This is a genomic window from Herbaspirillum robiniae (genome assembly GCF_002213415.1).
Taxonomy (GTDB): domain Bacteria; phylum Pseudomonadota; class Gammaproteobacteria; order Burkholderiales; family Burkholderiaceae_D; genus Herbaspirillum; species Herbaspirillum robiniae.
Genome location: NZ_NJGU01000007.1, coordinates 17605 through 35711 on the forward strand (window position 1 = coordinate 17605; position 18107 = coordinate 35711).

The following is an 18107-nucleotide window of genomic DNA, read 5'->3' on the forward strand; positions in this document are numbered from 1 at the left end:
CTCATGCCGCCTCCTTGGATGCCGTTTCGCCCGCTGCGGGAGCGGCATCGCGTTTCTTCAGTTTGTGGACCAGCCCCAGGATGCCCTGCGGCATGAACAGCGTGACCAGGATGAAGATCAGGCCCAGCGCGTACAGCCAGAGATCGGGGAAGGCCGCGGTGAACCAGCTCTTGAGGCCATTGACGGTGAAGGCGCCGATGATCGGTCCCAGCAGGGTGCCGCGACCGCCGACCGCCGCCCAGATCACCATCTCGATGGAGTTGCCCGGCGACATCTCGGACGGATTGATGATGCCCACCTGCGGCACGTAGAGGGCGCCGGCGATGCCGCAGATCACGGCCGACAGCGTCCACACGAAGAGCTTGAACCACAGCGGGTTGTAGCCGATGAACATCAGGCGCGACTCGGAGTCGCGCACGCCCTGCAGCACGCGGCCGAGCTTGGAGGTGACGATCATGCGGCACACGAACAGCGCGCCGAACAGCAGCGCCAGCGTCACCAGGTAGAGCGCCGCCTTGGTGCCGGGCGCGGTGATGTTGAAGCCGAGGATGCGCTTGAAGTCGGTGAAGCCGTTGTTGCCGCCGAAGCCGGTGTCGTTGCGGAAGAACAGCAGCATGAACGCGAAGGTCATCGCCTGCGTGATGATGGAGAAGTACACCCCCTTGATGCGCGAGCGGAACGCGAAGTAGCCGAACACGAAGGCCAGCGCCCCCGGCACCAGCACCACCAGCAGCATGGCGAACCAGAAGTGCTCGGTCATCCACCAGTACCACGGATAGGCCTTCCAGTTCAGGAACACCATGAAGTCCGGCAGGTCGCTCTGGTACACGCCGTCGCGGCCGATGGCGCGCATCAGGTACATGCCGTGCGCATAGCCGCCCAGCGCGAAGAACACGCCGTGGCCCAGCGACAGGATGCCGGTATAGCCCCACACCAGGTCCAGCGCCAGCGCCGCCATGGCGTAGCACATGAACTTGCCCACCAGCGCGACGGTATAGCTGGAGATATGCAGCGCGCTGCCCTCCGGGAAGACCAGGTTGCAGATCGGCAGCAGCGCCAGCAACACCGTGCAGACCACGATGCCGGTCCAGGCCGGTTTGGAAAACAGCGAGGGTCGCATGATCATGGTGTTCATTCCACGCTCCTTCCCTTGAGTGCGAAGAGGCCTTGCGGACGCTTCTGGATGAAGACGATGATGAACACCAGGATGGCGATCTTGGCCAGCACCGCGCCGGCCATCGGCTCCAGGAACTTGTTGACTTCGCCCAGGCCGAAGGCGGCGATCACGGTGCCCGCCAGCTGGCCTACGCCGCCCAGCACCACCACCATGAAGGAGTCGACGATGTAGCCCTGGCCGAGGTCGGGGCCGACGTTGCCCAGCTGCGAGAGCGCCACGCCGCCAAGGCCTGCGATGCCGCAGCCCAGACCAAAGGTCATCATGTCGATCTTGCCGGTGGACACGCCCACGCAGTCGGCCATGCGGCGGTTCTGGGTGACGGCGCGCACGAACAGGCCCAGGCGGGTCTTGTTCAGGATCAGCCACACCGCGAACACCACGAACAGCGCGAAGAACACGATCACGATGCGGTTGTAGGAGAGCACCAGCGAGCCCAGCACGGTCACGCCGCCCGACATCCAGCTGGGGTTGGCCACTTCGACGTTCTGTGCGCCGAAGATGGAGCGCACGCATTGCATCAGCATCAGGCTGATGCCCCAGGTGCACAGTAGCGTCTCCAGCGGCCGGCCATAGAGCCAGCGGATCACCAGGCGCTCCAGCGCGATGCCCACGGCGGCGGCGACGATGAAGGCGGCCGGCAGCGCGACGACGAGGTAGGCGTCGATTGCGCCCGGGAAGAACTTGCGGAACACCAGCTGGCAGACGTAGGTGGTGTAGGCGCCGATCATCAGCAGCTCGCCGTGCGCCATGTTGATGATGCCCATCAGGCCGAAGGTGATGGCCAGGCCCAGCGCCGCCAGCAGCAGCACGCTGCCCAGCGAGACACCGTAGAACAGCTTGCCGGCGAAGTCGACGATGGACAGGTGGCGCTCCAGCGCCGACAGCGTGCGCACGGCTTCCACCCGCACGCCTTCGTCAGGCTCGACGTAGCTGCCGTCGGGGTTCTTGGCCAGCATCTGTTCCAGCACCGGTTTGAGCGATGCATTGGTGGTGTCGCCCAGGGTCTTCACCGCCGCGTGGCGCGCGGCCGGGTCGGCGGCGTGCAGGTTGGCGGTGGCCTGCACCTGCTGCAGGATTTCCTTGATCTGGGGATCGCTTTCCTTGGTCAGCGCCTTTTCGATCAGCGGCAGTTGCGCCGGGTCGGCGTTCTTGAGCAGGTCGGCCGCGGCGGCGACGCGCACGTTGCGATCCTGGGACAACAGCTTCAGGCCCGACATCGCGCCTTCCACCGCGCCGCGCAGGCGGTTGTTGACGGTCACGCCTTCGGCGTCGTCGGGAGCCGGGCCGCTCTGGCCGGTGGCCGGGTTGTAGGCATTGCCGGCGTCGTCGACGATGAGCACGTCGCCGGCCGGCGTGGCGTACAGCGCGTCGCTGGTCAATGCGTTGAGGATCTTGACGGCGTCGTCGTTGGCCAGCGCCGCAATCTTGCTGACGGCTTCGATGCGCGCGTCAGGGTCGTCTCCGCCAAGCGGCTTGAGCAGTGCCGGATCGATGGCTGCGCTGGCGGCGAACGCGTGCGCGCAGAGCCACATCGCGAGCGAGGCGCGTAAAAGCTTGATGGCTGTTTTCATTTTTGGGTGTTCCCAGGCGCCCGGGTCGCGTCGGGCAAATGCCGGACGGCGGACGGATCGGGACGCGGCTGTCGGGTCGTGGTGGGTGTTGCCGGGGGCCTGGCGGCGCGTCTTCGATACGCCGCACTGCGGCTACTTGGTCCGAACGGCATGTGATGAGAGGCCGTTCGGACTGGGTAGCGGCGCAGCCGCGTAGCGAAGGCGCACCCAATGGCGCGCCTTGCTGCAATTACATCTTCTGCTTGCTTTCGTTACCCGGGATGTACGGGCTCCACGGTTGCGCGCGGATGGTGGTCTTGGTCTTGTTGACCACGTTGAACTGACCGTCGGCCTTGATTTCGCCGATCATCACCGGCTTGTGCAGGTGGTGGTTGGTCTTGTCCATTTCCAGCGTGTAGCCCGACGGCGCCTTGAAGGTCTGGCCGGCCATGGCCGCGATCACCTTGTCGGTGTCGGTCGACTTGGCCTTCTCCACGGCCTGCGCCCACATGTGGATGCCGACGTAGGTGGCTTCCATCGGGTCGTTGGTCACGACGGTGTCGGCGTTGGGCAGGTTCTTGGCCTTGGCGTATTCCTTCCACTTCTTGATGAAGGCGGTGTTGACCGGGTTCTTCACCGACTCGAAGTAGTTCCAGGCGGCCAGGTGGCCGACCAGCGGCTTGGTGTCCACGCCGCGCAGTTCTTCTTCACCCACCGAGAACGCCACCACCGGCACGTCGGTCGCCTTCAGGCCGGCGTTGCCCAGTTCCTTGTAGAAGGGCACGTTGGAGTCGCCGTTGATGGTCGAGATCACGGCAGTCTTGCCGCCGGCCGAGAACTTCTTGATGTTGGCGACGATGGTCTGGTAGTCGGAGTGGCCGAACGGGGTGTAGACCTCGTCGATGTCCGAATCCTTCACGCCCTTGCTGTGCAGGAAGGCGCGCAGGATCTTGTTGGTGGTGCGCGGATAGACGTAGTCGGTGCCCAGCAGGACGAAGCGCTTGGCGCCGCCGCCTTCCTTGGACATCAGGTATTCGACGGCGGGGATGGCTTGCTGGTTGGGCGCCGCGCCCGTGTAGAAGACGTTCTTCTCGAGCTCTTCGCCTTCATACTGGACCGGGTAGAACAGCAGGCTGTTCAATTCCTTGAACACCGGCAGCACCGACTTGCGCGACACCGAGGTCCAGCAGCCGAACACCACCGAGACCTTGTCCTGCGAGATCAGCTGGCGGGCCTTTTCGGCGAACAGCGGCCAGTTGGAGGCCGGGTCGACCACCACCGGTTCCAGCTTCTTGCCCATCACGCCGCCCTTGGCGTTGATTTCATCGATGGTCATCAGGGCCACGTCCTTGAGCGACGTTTCGGAGATGGCCATGGTGCCGGAGAGGGAGTGCAGGATGCCGACCTTGATGGTGTCCGCGGCGAAGGCGGAAGGCAGCCAGGAGGATGCGGCCAGGGCGAATGCGCCAAGTGCAGTTGCTTTCAGTACGGAACGACGTGACATGTTTGCTCCCTCGAGAAAAAAGTTTGGATGGTTTTTTTTCACTGCCCTTGGCTCATAGCAGAATGCGTGCCAATGGACGGGGAGCCCGCAAGCGCGTGCATCAAAGCGGGGCGTGCGTGAGACGGGGGAGGGGCGGCATGTTGCCAAAGCGGCCAATTTTGCGCACCAAACATGGGAAGTTTTGTCGACAGCGGGATGGCGGCAAGGCAACTTTCACCAAGCTGGAGCTCATCCTTGCCCGATGTTGGGGCGCGCCGTCATGGGGCATGCGGCCGCGCCGCGCGGGGATGGTGGCGGGCAATGCAGGGGCACGGATTGTCGACGATCGCAGCCGGCAATCGTTGTCGCCGGCGGCGACGATGCGTTCGCTGCGCTGTCCTTAACGCAGGATCACGCGCTGCATGAACTGCCGGATCGGGAATTCGATCATCGCCTGCAGCGCCGCCGGCAGCTCCAGCGGCCGCATGATCATCTTGATGGTGGTCTCGGGTTTGAGGTTCACGCGCACGGTGCGGCTCATGCGCGAGGCCAGCTCGCGTACGCGCGCCGGGTCGGCCGCCAGCTCGGGCTTGTAGACCTGCACCACATGGCGGATGGCGCAGTCGGCGTCCTCGTTGCGCAGTTCCAGCGTGCGCCGTCCCAGCGTGCCCAGCACGCGCGAGCGACCGATGTTTTCCTGGCTGCGGTAACGGCGGAAGTATTTATAGAAGTGCTTGTAATGGTTGACCTCGTCGTTGGCGATCAGGCCGGCCAGGTGCTTGAGCACCGGCTCGTCGGTGGCGCGCGCCAGCGCGCGGTAGTAGGCCGAGGTCCCGGTCTCGACCACGCAGCGCGCGGCCAGCTCCTGGGCGCGCGTGGGTTCCAGCAGTTCCACCTTGCAATAGCCGGAGTACTCGTCGAGGAAACCGCGGTAGGCGCGTTCCCAGTCGAACTCGGGCCACACGTGCAGGACATAGGCGCGCAGCGCGGCGCCATGCTGCAGCTCTTCCCGTTCCCACTGGCCGCGCAGCCAGCCTTCGACTTCGGCGTCGCCGCGGTAGTACTCCACCAGGTTGTGCGTATAAAGGTCGGAGCCGCTCTCGATGAAGGAGGCGCAGGCGACCAGGTAGAACAGGTCTTCATCCTTGCGCACGCGTTCGACGTCGATGCATGTGAAGTCGATATCCTCGACGGCCCAATGTTTTTTTTCTTCCCTGCTCGGCGTCATCTGCTGTTCCCTTGCGGTGGTTGGCATACAGATATGATGCAGCGCGCCAACTTTGGTTCAGGCCCGGCGCTGCGACCTTGACCAAACTTTGCATCCGGCGCGCGCGCCGTCAGCCTGCTGTCAGCGCTTTGCCAGACTGGCGCTGACAGCGGACCGGCAAGCCGTTGCCGCAGGGCATGGGCGGGGAGGTGCGGGGAAGGGGATCAGAGCGTGTGCACGGTGTCGCTGCCCAGCACCACGCGGTTGCGGCCCTGGTATTTGGCGTGGTACAGCGCCTGGTCGGCGATGCGCAGCACGCGCTCGGGCGCGGTGTGGTCGTCCGGCTGCAGGGCGGCCACGCCGATGCTGGCGGTGATGTAGCCGAACGGCGAGTCGGCGTGCGGGATCTTCAGTTCGAAGATGGCGTCGCAGATGTTCTCGGCCTGCTGGATGGCGCCGCCGGGATCGCTTTCGGCGACCACGATGATGAACTCTTCGCCGCCGTAGCGCGCCACCAGGTCGGTGGCGCGGCGCGAGCTCTTCTGCAGCACGCGCGCCACGATGCGCAGGCATTCGTCGCCGGCCTGATGGCCGTAACGGTCGTTGTATTTCTTGAAATAGTCGACGTCCAGCATCAGCAGCGCCAGCGGCTTGTTGGAGCGCGCCGCGCGGCGCAGCTCGGTGGCCAGCGCCTCGTCGAAGCGGCGGCGGTTGGCCACGCCGGTCAGGCCGTCGGTGGCCGACAGCGCCTCCAGCTTGCGGTTGGCGCGCTCCAGTTCGCGCGTGCGCACCGCCACCTGGTCTTCCAGTTGTTCCTTGTTCTGGTGCAGCTTGCTGGCCATCTCGTTGAACTTGCGCGCCAGCACGGCGATCTCGTCGCTGCCGGCCTGCTCGACGCGGATGCGCGAGTTGCCGCTCTCGGTTTCCTTCATCACCATCACCAGGCGCTTGAGCGGCTGCGTGATGCTGCGCGCGATGATCGCCGACAGCAGCAGCGATACCGCGAAGCACAGTAGGCCGATGCCCAGGATCTTGTTGCGCACCGAGCGCGTGTCGGCGTTGAGCTTGTCGCTGGGCGTGGCGCTGACCACCAGCCACGAGGTATGCGGCACGCGCGCGATGGCCGCGTAGTAGGGCATCTTGTCGGCGCCGGTGTAGGCGATGAAATCGGCGTCGCGCTTTTGCGCCAGGCTGGCGGCGATGCCCTGCTGCAAGGCCGGATCGGCGTTGCCCGGGCCGGTCTCGCGGTTTTGCACGACGATGGCGCCGTCGTTGGCGTCGACGATGAAGATGCTGGAGTCGTAGCCGAGGTCGATGCCTTCGAAGATGCGGAAGAAATAGCTCGGGCGCACGCCCACGAACAGCAGGCCGGCGCTGCGGTTGTTGCCGGTGAAGCGGATCTCGCGCAGCATCGCCAGGCTTCTCTGGCCATGGCCGGCGTTGTAGAGCGTCCACCAGGGGCGGCCGTTGAGGTCGGGCGCTTCCTCGGCCAGGCGCGCCACGCTGTTGGCCAGCGGCGCGAAGATCTGCGGATCGATCACCTGGCGCTTGCGGTCGAGGATGTACTTCTGGTTGACGTAGGGGAAGGAGCCGTAGCTGTCCAGCAGCACCTTGCTGATGCCGCTGCGCGCCTGCGCGCTGGCGGCCTCGTCGCTGCCGTAGTAGTCGGTCAGCAGGTTTTGCAGGCGGTCCGACAGCGCCAGCTCTTCGCTGGTGTCCTCGATCTTTTCCATGCGCAGCAGCAGGTTCTGCGAGATCTGCTTGACCACCTGCATCGAATACACGCGCACCTTTTCCTGCGTGGCGCTGCTGGTCTCGCCGTAGGCCAGCAAGCCCGAGATCAGCAGCGGCAGCAGCGAGACCAGGATGAAGCAATTGATCAGGCGATAGCGGATCTCGATCTTCCGCAGGAAGTTCAGCGAGAGGAAATCGAGCCTTTTGCGCATGGGGCCTCTTTGGCTATCGCATCATTTGCTGCCGGCGCGGGCCTGGTCGCGGATCGACGCCTGCAGCGCGCGCGCCGCATCTTCGGGCGACTTGCGGCCGGACAACACGGCTTGCAGCAAGCCGTGCAACACCTCGATGGTGTTGGCCGGCAGGTAGGAATAGTAGAGTCCGGGCGCGCCGCTTTCAAGCGCGGCATGTTCCATGCGCTCCACCAGCGAGAACAGCACGCGGTCGCCGGCCATGTCTTCCGAGACTTTCTTGAACGGCGGAATGTTCTGGCGCTTGCTCTGCCAGATCGGCATGCCGGGGCCGTACAGGAAATCGATGAACTGCTTGGCCGCCTTGCGGTTGCGCTCGCTGCTGCGCTGCGCGACGGCGAAACCGGTCTCGCTGCCGATCACCGGCGTGAGCGCATGGCCCTTGTCGTTCCACGGCGGAGGAAACACGCCCACGCGCATGTCGCGGCCGTGCATCAGCGTGCCGGCCGCCCAGGTGCCCTGGAAGGTCATGGCCACGCGGCCTTCGGTGAACTGGCGCAGCGTGTCGTCGTAGCCGGTGCGCATGCAGTCGGACGGCAGCAGCTTCTTGTCGGCCAGCACTTTGAGCTTGGTGAACAAGCCCGCGCCCTGGGCGTTGTTCAGCGCCAGCGTGCCGTCGGCGATGCGCGCGCGCCAGTCGGGCACGTGCGGCACCACGCCGTTGGCGAAGCCGTAGCTGAACGGGCCGTTGCCCAGCATGTTGGGAAAGGCGCCCGACAGGGTCAGCGGCGTGAAGCCGGCCTTCTTCAGCGCGCCGGCCGCGGCGATGAATTCGTCGAAGTCGGCCGGCGGCTTCTGGATGCCGGCGCGCTCGAACATGTCGCGGTTGTAATAGATGAGCGTGGTGGCCAGCCCGCCGGGAATGCCGAAGCGGCGCCGGCCGGGCGAGGTCCATTCGCGCTGCAGGATCTCCAGCGTGTTGTCCCACGCGGCGGTGTCGCCCATGTCGGCCAGCAGGCCCTGGTCGGCCAGCGCCTGCGTATAGGGATTGGGATTGACCGAGATGATGTCGGGCAGGCTGTCGGTGGCGGCCTTGGGTTTGAGGTTTTCCTCGACCGAGTTGCCGATCATGAACTGCAGGTTGATCCGCACATCGGGATGCTCGCGCATGAAGGTGTCGGCCACCCGATGCATTTCTTCGGCCCAGTCCGGCGCCCATACCAGCGCGGTCAGCACGATGGGCTCGGCGGCGGCCGCAGGCGGCTGGCCGGCGGCGTCTTCCCGTTTGCCGCAGCCGCCCAGCAGCGCGGCGGCAGCTACAGCCATGCCTGCCGTCAGCACCCCCCGGCGGCCACGGTTCATGTCCGGCGACGCTGCGCTCCTGGCGCGGGCGTCCTCCGGCTGTTTTTTCGCTGATGGCGAAAATCGCGCGATCATTCCCTTCCCCTGCGGCAATATGCTTGTAGCTTCTGTCGTTCGCTTGGTGCCTGGCATGCCCGAACAGGCGCAGCCGGCGAGTTTCAGCTTATTCCCGCTTCCCATCGCCATGCATCCCGGCCAATGAGAACTGTCACAGGGAGTGTGCCAGTTTTTGCAACAATGTGCACGAGACTTGTCGGCATTCCTTGCGCGTCGTCAGCTTTTGCCACAGCGCCCCGTTGCTGTGGATCAAGGCGCGCGCCGCGTCGCCTGAACGAAAGCGCCTGCCGATTTATAATGTCGGTCCTCACTCCATCGGCCGCAGCCAGCGGCCGTCCCAAGAATTTCCACATGCACAACAACGATACCTCGCTCTCGACGGGCAAATTTCCCCCATGGCTGGCCGTGCTGGCCGGCCTCACCGCGATGGGCGCGCTGGCCATCGACATGTACCTGCCCAGCTTCACCGCGATCGCGCGCGACCTTGATGTGGGCACCAACCTGATCCAGCTGACGCTGGCGGCCTTCCTGGTCGGCCTGGCGGTGGGCCAGATGTTCTACGGCCCGCTGTCGGACCGCTTCGGTCGCAAGCCGCCGCTGTTCTTCGGCATCGCCCTGTACTTCGCCAGCTCGTTGCTGTGCATCTTCGCGCAGAACATCGAGACGCTGATCGTGCTGCGCCTGTTCCAGGGCCTGGGCGGCAGCGCCGGCATGGTGATCCCGCGCGCCATGGTGCGCGACCGCATGGGCGCCGAAGGTTCGGCCAAGGCCTTCTCGATGCTGATGCTGGTGTTCGGCCTGGCGCCGATCCTGGCGCCCTTCATCGGCGGCCTGATGCTGGTGTTCGCCAGCTGGCGCGGCATCTTCGTGGTGCTGACGATCTTCGGCCTGCTGTGCTTCCTGGGCACGCGCCGCTTCCTGACCGAGACGGTGGACGCCAGCCAGGCCGAGCCGCTGCATATCGGCCGCACGCTGCGGCAGTACTGGGGGCTGCTGCGCCACAAGCAGTTCATGTCCTATGTGCTGTGCGGCGGCCTGGTGCAGGCGGGCATGTTCGCCTACATCGCCGGCGGCCCGTTCGTCGTCATCGAGCTGCATGGCATCAAGCCGCAGTACTTCGGCTTCGTGTTCGCCTCCAACGCCATCGGCCTGATCGCCGCCTCGCAGGTCAATGCGCGGCTGGTGGTGAAGCGTTCGGCCGAACGCGTGCTGGGCAAGGTGCTGTGGGTGCCGGCGGGTTTGTCGCTGTTCGTGCTGCTGATGGTGCTGGCGGGGCTGGAGAGCCTGCCGCTGCTGCTGATCGGCTTCTTCGGTTTCCTGACCGCCTACGGTTTCACCGGTCCCAACGCCACGGCCATCGCCCTGAAACACCAGGGACGGCAGGCCGGCACTGCCGCGGCCCTGATGGGGACGCTGCAGTTCGGGATGGGGGTGCTGTCGGGCGTGGTGATGAGCGTCTGGCATGACGGGACGGCCTTGCCGCTGGTGGCGGTGATGGCCATTTGCGGGGTGGCGGCTTTTCTGCTTTATCACCTGGTGGCCAAGCATGAGGGGGCGGTGCCTGTGGTGGCGCAGCAGTAATTTTTGTTTGTCTGAGGTTGGAGACGCCGCTGGAGGTTCAGCGGCGTTTTGTTTTTTTGGTGTTGGATTTGGGGGGAGTGTGGGGGCGGCTGGTTTGAAGTTGCTTGGTTTGTTGCTTGTTCTCTCTTTTAATATTTCTGGCCTTTGCCTTTGCCTTTGCCTTTGCCTTTGCCTTTGCCTTCGCTTTAGCTCTCGCCCCCGCCTTCGCAGTGCTTGCTGCCCGCCACTCGCCTGCGGCATCGATTTCGTGACTCGCTACCTCGCCTTCTCCGTCATCCCGGCGAAGGCCGGGATCCAGCGTCGTTCGTTGCGCTTCTCCGAATCCCGTTCGGACTGAGTAGCCGCGTATGCGGCGTATCGAAGTCAGCGTGCATGCGGTTGTTTGACGCTCGGGTAGTCTGGTCTTGCTGCCTGCAGATGTACTGGCTCTATGCCTATCTTTCTCCGGTCGCAGGGGAGCGCCGGGGGCGGCCCGGCAGCCGCTCACTTTTCTCGCTCCGCCAAGAAAAGTAAGCAAAAGAAGGCGGCCGCTACCGCCCAGCCCCTTCGGGGTGCCCGCTGAACCGCACGGAAAAATGGGAAAGGAGGCAAGTCGCTTCGCTCCGGCCTCCTTTCTGATCCATTTTTCCGTGCGGTTCAGCGGCTGGGCAGAAGCGGACTTCGTTGACGGCTCGCCTGCGGCCTCGCGGTGCTTGCTGCTCGCCTGCGGCATCGAGGTTGTAGTTCGCTATCTCTTTCAATCTGCCTCGCCTTCGGCGTCGTCGGCGCTTGCACCTGTCTTCGGCTTTCACGTGCAGGCTCGCTATCTTATTTAATCCGTCATCCCGGCGAAGGCCGGGATCCAGTGTCGTTCGTCGCGCCTCCGAGAACCCCGCCCGGGTGGAGTAGCCGCCTTGCGGCGTATCGGAGCCGGCGTGCATGGGCTTGTCCCCAAGCGGGTCTGCTCCTGTCGCATGCCGATGTACCGGCATACACCACAGACACCGAACATTCACATCGCCAACTTGGCGCACGTAATCCGCCCCACGCACATTCTTGGCGCTGAACAGCCGGCGCCACGCATTGCCTCCTCGCGTTTTTCCCGCTCCATGGCACATCCGCGTTTGGCACGCTAATTGCTGATCCCTCGTCGGCGGTCTGACCAGTCAGGCCAAACAGAGGATTGCATCATGAGCATGCCCAACATCGCAGCGCAGACCTTGCAGCGGCAGATCCTGTCCGGCACTTACCAGCCGGGCGAGATGCTGCCCAGCCAGCGTGAATTGTCGGAGTCCATGGGCATCAGCCGGGCGTCGCTGCGCGAGGCCTTGTCGATGCTGGAGGCGCTGGGTTTTATCCGCTCCGTGCCGGGCAAGGGCACGCTGGTGGCCGAGCGCCAGGCGGGGCGGGTGGCGCCGCCGCCATTGCAGGTCGCAGCCGAAGGCGATGCGGCCGGGCTGGAGCTGGCGGCGATCTTCCAGCTGCGCTATGTGCTGGAGCCGGCCTCGGCCGCGCTCGCCGCGCGCAATCTGACGCCGCAGGCCACGCCGCGGCTGTGGGGCATACAGGCGCGCTTTGAAGAGGCGCTGAAGAACCTCGACCTGGTCAGCGCTTCGCACGCCGATCTCGAATTCCACCAGCTCATCGCCGAGCTCTCCGGCAATCCGGGCTTCGCGCAGGTGGTGCGCCAGTTCGAAAGCCCGATCAGCCACAGCCTGCGCGTGCCCTTCGCCGACCGCGAGCGCATCTGGGCGCCGGCCATTGAGCACCGCTCTGTTGCCGCCGCCATTTCCGCCTGCGATGCCGAGGGTGGGCGTCGCGCCATGCAGCAGCACCTGGTCAACGCCGCCGCGCGCGTCGGGCTGGAGTTCGCCTTGCCCTGAAGAGTTCGTACCGGTTTCACGCGTCACCCGCATCCGCCGTTCGTTTCATCTGTCGTCGTTTCCACCGTCATCCCAACAAAGGAAAGCACTGATATGAAATTCCCGCAAACCGCAACCCTGACGCTGGCCTGTACCCTGGCTTTCGGCGCCTTCGCCTCGCTGCCGGCGCATGCCGAGAAGGTGCTGCGCATCGCCATGACCGCCGGCGACATCCCGCGTACGCTGGGCCAGCCCGACCAGGGCTTCGAGGGCAATCGCTTCACCGGCATCCCGATGTACGACGGCCTCACGCAATGGGATCTCTCCAAGGCCGACAAGGCCAGTGAGCTGATCCCCGATCTCGCGCTGTCGTGGGCGGTGGACGCCAAGGACAAGACCAAGTGGATCTTCAAGCTGCGTCCCGGCGTGAAGTTCCATGACGGCTCGGCCTTCAACGCCGACGCCGTGGTGTGGAACGTCAACAAGGTGCTCGACAAGAACGCCGTGCAGTTCGACCCGAGCCAGGTCGGCGTGACCGCATCGCGCATGCCCACGCTGCGCTCGGCGAAGAAGATCGACGACATGACCGTCGAGCTGACCACCTCCGAGCCGGACTCCTTCCTGCCGATCAACCTGACCAACCTGTTCATGGCTTCGCCCGCGCAGTGGGAGAAGAAGCTGGCCGCCGTGCCGGCTTCGGTCGCCGACAAGGCCGAGCGCAGCAAGCAGGCCTGGGCCGCGTTTGCCGCCGACGCTTCCGGCACCGGTCCGTTCAAGATGGCCAAGTTCGTGCCGCGCGAGCGCCTCGAAGTGGTCAAGAACGACGGCTACTGGGACGCGCACCGTCGTCCCAAGATCGATCGCGTGGTGATGCTGCCGCTGCCTGAAGCGAACTCGCGCACCGCCGCGCTGATGTCGGGCCAGGTCGACTGGATCGAGGCGCCGGCGCCGGATGCGCTGGACGCCATCAAGGGCCGCGGCTTCAAGGTCTATTCCAATCCGCAGCCGCACGTGTGGCCGTGGCAGCTGTCCTTCGTGCCCGGCTCGCCCTGGCTGGACAAGCGCGTGCGCTACGCCGCCAACCTGTGCATCAACCGCCCCGCGATGAAGCAGCTGCTGGGCGGCCTGATGGGCGAGGCCACCGGCACCGTGGAGCCCGGCCACCCGTGGCGCGGCAACCCCACCTTCCAGATCAAGTACGACCCGGCCGCGGCCAAGAAGCTGATGACCGAGGCCGGCTACTCCGCGGCCAAGCCGCTGAGCGTGAAGGTGCAGATCTCGGCGTCCGGCTCGGGCCAGATGCAGCCGCTGCCGATGAACGAGTTCATGCAGCAGAACCTGAAGGAATGCTTCTTCGACGTTCAGTTCGACGTGATCGAGTGGAACACGCTCTACACCAACTGGCGCATCGGCGCCAAGGACCCGAGCGCGCACGGCGCCAACGCGACCAACGTCAGCTTCGCGTCGATGGATCCGTTCTTCGCGATGGTGCGCTTCGTCGACACCAAGGCCGCGCCGCCGACCTCCAACAACTGGGGCTTCTACAGCAACCCCGAGGTGGACGCGCTGATCGCCAAGGCCCGCACCACCTTCGAGCCCAAGCAGCGTGACGCCCTGCTGGCCCAGCTGCACGCCAAGATCGTCGACGAGGCGCCGTTCGTCTGGGTGGCCCACGACACCGGTCCGCGCGCCATCTCGGCCAAGGTCAAGGGCGTGGTGCAGCCGCAGAGCTGGTTCATCGACATCGCCACCATGAGCATGGACTGACGCTCCCGCGCCGCCGGCATCGGTGCCGGCGGCGCGAGCAGGCGAGCAGCAACAGCGCAGAAAAAAAGCAGCAATCCCTTTCTACCCAAGCCGCCGATGCCGGCAACGGCGCCGGCGGCAGGCAAGAGCCATCATGATTTCCTATCTGATCCGCCGCGTGCTGTACGCCTTGCCCATCATGCTGGGCGTGGCCTTCCTGTGCTTCATGCTGGTCCATATCGCGCCTGGCGATCCGCTGGTGTCGATCCTGCCGCCGGATGCCTCGGTCGACCTGCAAAAGCAGCTGATGGAGCTGTACGGCTTCAACCGCAGCTACCCCGAACAATTCTTCAGCTGGGTCTGGCGCGCGCTGCACGGCGACCTCGGCAGCTCGATCGCCACCGGCCGCCCGGTGGCCGCCGAAGTGTGGAAGGCGGTCGGCAACACCTTCATGCTGGCTGCCATGGCCACCGTGATCGGCTTCGTCTTCGGTTCGTTGTTCGGCTTCGTGGCGGGTTACTTCCGCAACTCGTGGATCGACCGCGCGGCCTCCTTCATCTCGGTGATCGGCGTGTCGGTGCCGCACTACTGGCTGGGCATGGTGCTGGTGATCGTCTTCTCGTCCAAGCTGATGTGGCTGCCGGCCACCGGCGCGGGGCCGGACGGTTCCGGCGCCTGGATCTGGGATCTTGAGCACATGAAATACCTGGTCATGCCGGCCGTGACCATGTCCTTCATCCCCATGGGCATCATCGCGCGCACCGTGCGCGCGCTGGTGGCCGACATCCTGTCGCAGGAGTTCGTGGTCGGCCTGAAGGCGCGCGGCCTGTCGGAGTTCGGCGTGTTCCGCCACGTGGTCAAGAACGCCGCGCCCACCGCGCTGGCGGTCATGGGTCTGCAACTGGGCTACCTGCTGGGCGGCTCGATCCTGATCGAAACCGTGTTTTCCTGGCCCGGCACCGGCTTCCTGCTCAACCAGGCGATCTTCCAGCGCGACCTGCCGCTGCTGCAGGGAACCATCCTGGTGCTGGCGCTGTTCTTCGTCGGCCTCAACCTGCTGGTCGACATCCTGCAGACCATCTTCGACCCACGCATCGAGCGAGCCTGACATGGACCTGTCCGCCACTTCTTCATCCCCCGCCTCTTCCGTCGCCCCCGCCGCGCCGGCGGCCGCCTATCGCCGCTCGCGCGGCCACTGGGCCAACGTCGGCGCGCGCCTGGTGCGCAATCCGGCGGCGATGATCGCCGGCGCCGTATTGCTGGCGCTGATCGTCATGGCCGTCGCCGCGCCCTGGCTGATGCCGTCCGATCCCTTCGCCACCTCGATGTTCGCGCGCCTGAAACCGATCGGTACCGCCGGCCACCTGCTGGGCACCGACGAGCTCGGGCGCGACCTGTTCTCGCGCCTGATCCTGGGCGGGCGGCTGTCGCTGTTCATGGGCATCACGCCGGTGCTGCTGGCCTTCGTGATCGGCAGCGGGCTGGGCATCCTGGCCGGCTATGCGGGCGGCTTCACCAACACCGTGATCATGCGCACCATCGACATCCTGTACGCGTTCCCTTCGGTGCTGCTGGCCATCGCGCTGTCGGGCGCCCTGGGCGCCGGCATCTTCAACGCGCTGACCTCGCTGACCATCGTCTTCGTGCCGCAGATCGCGCGCATCGCCGAGAGCGTGACCACCCAGGTGCGGCGCAGCGACTACGTGGATGCGGCGCGCGCTTCCGGCGCCGGCGCCTTCACCATCGTGCGCGCGCATGTGCTGGGCAATGTGCTGGGGCCGATCTTCGTGTATTCCACCAGCCTGATCTCGGTGTCGATGATCCTGGCCTCGGGCCTGTCCTTCCTCGGCCTGGGCGTGAAGCCGCCCGAGCCGGAGTGGGGCCTGATGTTGAACACCCTGCGCACCGCCATCTACACCCAGCCCTGGGTGGCGGCGCTGCCGGGCGCCTTCATCTTCGTCACCTCGATTTCCTTCAACATGCTGTCCGACGGCCTGCGCTCGGCCATGGAGGTCAAGCAATGAGCCTGACTGCACACCTGATGAACGACGCCGACCAGCGCGACGTCGGCGGCCCGCGCCAGCCCCTGCTGGGCGTGCGCAAGCTGCTCAAGCATTTCCCGCTGAAGAACAAGGGCCTGCCGTTTTCGGGCACTGCTGCGGCCGCCGTGCGCGCTGTCGACGGCGTGAGCTTCGACATCATGAAGGGCGAGACCCTGGGCGTGGTCGGCGAGTCCGGTTGCGGCAAGTCCACCACCGCGCGGGTGCTGATGCAGCTGATCGGGCAGGACAGCGGCGAGCTGGTGTTCGACGGCCGCACCGTCGGCTCGCGCGCCATGCCGCTGCGTCAGTTCCGGCGCCAGGCGCAGATGGTGTTCCAGGACAGTTACTCCTCGCTCAACCCGCGCATGACGATCGAGGATTCGATCGCCTTCGCGCCCATCGTGCACGGCTTGCCGGCGCGCGACGCTATCACCCGCGCGCGCGACCTGCTGGCGCGCGTGGGCCTGCAGCCGGAACGCTTCGCCGGACGCTATCCGCACGAGCTCTCGGGCGGCCAGCGCCAGCGCGTCAATATCGCGCGCGCCCTGGCGCTGGAGCCGCGCCTGGTGATCCTGGACGAGGCGGTGTCGGCGCTGGACAAGTCGGTCGAGGCCCAGGTGCTGAACCTGCTGCTGGACCTGAAGCAGGAGTTCGGCCTGACTTATCTCTTCATCAGCCACGACCTCAACGTGGTGCGCTTCATCTCCGACCGCGTGCTGGTGATGTATCTCGGTCAGGTGGTCGAGGTCGGCCCGGCCGACCAGGTGTTCGACGCGCCCAGGCATCCCTACACGCGCGCGCTGCTGCGTTCCATGCCCAGCATGGACCCGACGCGCCGCACCGAAGAGGCGCCGCTGGCGGGCGACCCGCCCAACCCGATCAACCCGCCGCCGGGCTGCCGCTTCCATACGCGCTGCCAGTTCGCGCAGGAAGTCTGCAAGCTGCGCGCTCCCGCCTTCGTCGAGGGCGGGGACGGCCACGGCGTGGCCTGCCTGCGCTACGAGCCGGGCAGCGGTTACGACGCCGGCGCCTTCGATGCCGGCATGGCGATGCATGCACAAGACAAGGAGGCCTCCCATGGCTGAGACCAGGAGCATGGTCAGCCTGCGCGACCTGCGCGTGACCTTCAAGGCGCCCGGCAAGACCATCCGCGCCGTCAGCGGCGTCGACCTGGAGGTGGGCGAAGGCGAGGTGGTGGCGCTGATCGGCGAGTCGGGCTCGGGCAAGAGCGTCACGCTGCGCTCCATCATGCGCCTGCATCCGGAGCGCCGCACCACGCTGGAAGGCGCGCTTGAAGTGGCCGGGCAGGACGTGCTGAAGATGTCGCAGCGCGCGCTGTCCGACCTGCGCGGCGACACCGTGGCGATGATCTTCCAGGAGCCGCTCCTGGCGCTGGATCCGGTCTACACCGTCGGTCGCCAAATCGTCGAGACCATCCGCCGCCACAAGAAGGTGTCCGCCACCGAGGCCCGCGCGCAGGCGCTGGCGCTGTTCGAGAAGGTGCGCATCCCCAGTCCCGAGCGCCGGCTGGACGCCTATCCGCACGAGATGTCCGGCGGCATGCGCCAGCGCGCGATGATCGCCCTGGCGCTGTCGTGCGCGCCCAGGGTGCTGCTGGCCGACGAGCCCACCACCGCGCTCGACGCCACGGTGCAGATCCAGATCCTGCTGCTGTTGCGCGAACTGCAGCGCGAGCTGGGCCTGTCGATCATCTTCGTCACGCACGACATCGGGGCGGCGGTGGAAGTGGCTGACCGCATCGCGGTGATGTACGCCGGGCGCATCGTCGAACAGGGGCCGGCGGCCGAGCTGCTCACGCAGCCGCGCCATCCCTACACCATGGCGCTGCTGCAAAGCCGCAGCCACGGCGCGATGCAAAAGGGCCAGCGCCTGCAGACCATTCCCGGCTCGCCGCCTGACCTGGCCAACCTGCCGCCGGGCTGCGCCTTCGCCGAACGCTGCGCGCATGCCGCCGCCGACTGCCGCAACCGGCAGCCGCCGGAACAAACGCTGGGGCCGGCGCATACTGTGCGCTGCCTGCGCGCGCAGGAGCTGCAGTTTGCGCCCGCCTGATCCGTATCCGCCGCGCCGGGCCGCATCGAGCGCACCGTCTTCCACCGACCATCCGCATAAGGA

Annotated in this window: 14 protein-coding genes; 8 read left to right on the forward strand and 6 right to left on the reverse strand. The window is 66.0% G+C overall.

Annotated elements, in window-relative coordinates:
- Window position 1: 1 nt before the first annotated feature.
- The 6 genes from urtC to CEJ42_RS13800 all read right to left on the reverse strand — a co-directional run bounded on the left by urtC (window position 2) and on the right by CEJ42_RS13800 (window position 8668).
- Window positions 2-1135 (reverse strand): urea ABC transporter permease subunit UrtC, encoded by a 1134-nt coding sequence (urtC, locus tag CEJ42_RS13775; protein ID WP_079217518.1) that lies wholly within the window; start codon window positions 1133-1135, stop codon window positions 2-4.
- A complete protein-coding gene (gene urtB / locus CEJ42_RS13780) occupies window positions 1132-2748 on the reverse strand; it encodes an urea ABC transporter permease subunit UrtB (protein WP_088751466.1) in 1617 nt (538 codons plus the stop codon). Before urtB ends, urtC begins: the two co-directional genes overlap by 4 nt.
- A 229-nt stretch (window positions 2749-2977) precedes the next feature.
- Window positions 2978-4231: an urea ABC transporter substrate-binding protein gene (gene urtA / locus CEJ42_RS13785; protein WP_079217520.1), complete on the reverse strand. Its 1254-nt coding sequence runs from the start codon at window positions 4229-4231 to the stop codon at window positions 2978-2980.
- A 379-nt stretch (window positions 4232-4610) separates the two neighbouring features.
- Window positions 4611-5438 (reverse strand): ferritin-like domain-containing protein, encoded by an 828-nt coding sequence (locus CEJ42_RS13790; RefSeq protein ID WP_079217521.1) that lies wholly within the window; start codon window positions 5436-5438, stop codon window positions 4611-4613.
- 203 nt (window positions 5439-5641) lie between these two features.
- Window positions 5642-7363 (reverse strand): sensor domain-containing diguanylate cyclase, encoded by a 1722-nt coding sequence (locus tag CEJ42_RS13795; RefSeq protein ID WP_079217522.1) that lies wholly within the window; start codon window positions 7361-7363, stop codon window positions 5642-5644.
- Between the two features lie 21 nt (window positions 7364-7384).
- Window positions 7385-8668 (reverse strand): ABC transporter substrate-binding protein, encoded by a 1284-nt coding sequence (locus CEJ42_RS13800; RefSeq protein ID WP_237772397.1) that lies wholly within the window; start codon window positions 8666-8668, stop codon window positions 7385-7387.
- Between the two features lie 444 nt (window positions 8669-9112).
- Here CEJ42_RS13800 and CEJ42_RS13810 point away from each other — a divergent pair, with 444 nt between their 5' ends.
- The 8 genes from CEJ42_RS13810 to CEJ42_RS13845 all read left to right on the forward strand — a co-directional run bounded on the left by CEJ42_RS13810 (window position 9113) and on the right by CEJ42_RS13845 (window position 18044).
- Entirely contained in the window at window positions 9113-10342 is a 1230-nt protein-coding gene (locus tag CEJ42_RS13810) for a Bcr/CflA family multidrug efflux MFS transporter (RefSeq protein WP_088751467.1), read from the forward strand.
- Window positions 10343-10917: 575 nt separating this feature from the next.
- A complete protein-coding gene (locus tag CEJ42_RS13815) occupies window positions 10918-11157 on the forward strand; it encodes a hypothetical protein (RefSeq protein WP_088751468.1) in 240 nt (79 codons plus the stop codon).
- A gap of 354 nt (window positions 11158-11511) precedes the next feature.
- Window positions 11512-12204, forward strand: coding sequence for a FadR/GntR family transcriptional regulator (locus CEJ42_RS13820; protein ID WP_088751469.1), 693 nt, complete (start codon window positions 11512-11514; stop codon window positions 12202-12204).
- Window positions 12205-12297: 93 nt separating this feature from the next.
- Entirely contained in the window at window positions 12298-13950 is a 1653-nt protein-coding gene (locus tag CEJ42_RS13825) for an ABC transporter substrate-binding protein (RefSeq protein WP_079217527.1), read from the forward strand.
- Window positions 13951-14083: 133 nt separating this feature from the next.
- Complete coding sequence (locus tag CEJ42_RS13830; RefSeq protein WP_088751470.1) at window positions 14084-15037, forward strand: ABC transporter permease; 954 nt, start codon at window positions 14084-14086, stop codon at window positions 15035-15037.
- A 1-nt stretch (window position 15038) separates the two neighbouring features.
- Window positions 15039-15953: an ABC transporter permease gene (locus CEJ42_RS13835; RefSeq protein ID WP_088751471.1), complete on the forward strand. Its 915-nt coding sequence runs from the start codon at window positions 15039-15041 to the stop codon at window positions 15951-15953.
- Window positions 15950-17056, forward strand: coding sequence for an ABC transporter ATP-binding protein (locus CEJ42_RS13840; protein WP_088751472.1), 1107 nt, complete (start codon window positions 15950-15952; stop codon window positions 17054-17056). The genes CEJ42_RS13835 and CEJ42_RS13840 overlap by 4 nt, the downstream gene beginning before the upstream one ends.
- A complete protein-coding gene (locus CEJ42_RS13845) occupies window positions 17049-18044 on the forward strand; it encodes an ABC transporter ATP-binding protein (RefSeq protein ID WP_088751473.1) in 996 nt (331 codons plus the stop codon). Before CEJ42_RS13840 ends, CEJ42_RS13845 begins: the two co-directional genes overlap by 8 nt.
- The last annotated feature ends 63 nt before the right edge of the window (window positions 18045-18107 follow it).

What these genes read in the sequence shown, in the direction of transcription:
- urtC (WP_079217518.1), bottom strand. Translation starts at nt 1,135, where the DNA reads ATGAACACCATGATCATGCGACCCTCGCTGTTTTCCAAACCGGCCTGG.
- urtB (WP_088751466.1), bottom strand. Translation starts at nt 2,748, where the DNA reads ATGAAAACAGCCATCAAGCTTTTACGCGCCTCGCTCGCGATGTGGCTC.
- urtA (WP_079217520.1), bottom strand. Translation starts at nt 4,231, where the DNA reads ATGTCACGTCGTTCCGTACTGAAAGCAACTGCACTTGGCGCATTCGCC.
- CEJ42_RS13790 (WP_079217521.1), bottom strand. Translation starts at nt 5,438, where the DNA reads ATGACGCCGAGCAGGGAAGAAAAAAAACATTGGGCCGTCGAGGATATC.
- CEJ42_RS13795 (WP_079217522.1), bottom strand. Translation starts at nt 7,363, where the DNA reads ATGCGCAAAAGGCTCGATTTCCTCTCGCTGAACTTCCTGCGGAAGATC.
- CEJ42_RS13800 (WP_237772397.1), bottom strand. Translation starts at nt 8,668, where the DNA reads ATGGCTGTAGCTGCCGCCGCGCTGCTGGGCGGCTGCGGCAAACGGGAA.
- CEJ42_RS13810 (WP_088751467.1), top strand. Translation starts at nt 9,113, where the DNA reads ATGCACAACAACGATACCTCGCTCTCGACGGGCAAATTTCCCCCATGG.
- CEJ42_RS13815 (WP_088751468.1), top strand. Translation starts at nt 10,918, where the DNA reads ATGGGAAAGGAGGCAAGTCGCTTCGCTCCGGCCTCCTTTCTGATCCAT.
- CEJ42_RS13820 (WP_088751469.1), top strand. Translation starts at nt 11,512, where the DNA reads ATGAGCATGCCCAACATCGCAGCGCAGACCTTGCAGCGGCAGATCCTG.
- CEJ42_RS13825 (WP_079217527.1), top strand. Translation starts at nt 12,298, where the DNA reads ATGAAATTCCCGCAAACCGCAACCCTGACGCTGGCCTGTACCCTGGCT.
- CEJ42_RS13830 (WP_088751470.1), top strand. Translation starts at nt 14,084, where the DNA reads ATGATTTCCTATCTGATCCGCCGCGTGCTGTACGCCTTGCCCATCATG.
- CEJ42_RS13835 (WP_088751471.1), top strand. Translation starts at nt 15,039, where the DNA reads ATGGACCTGTCCGCCACTTCTTCATCCCCCGCCTCTTCCGTCGCCCCC.
- CEJ42_RS13840 (WP_088751472.1), top strand. Translation starts at nt 15,950, where the DNA reads ATGAGCCTGACTGCACACCTGATGAACGACGCCGACCAGCGCGACGTC.
- CEJ42_RS13845 (WP_088751473.1), top strand. Translation starts at nt 17,049, where the DNA reads ATGGCTGAGACCAGGAGCATGGTCAGCCTGCGCGACCTGCGCGTGACC.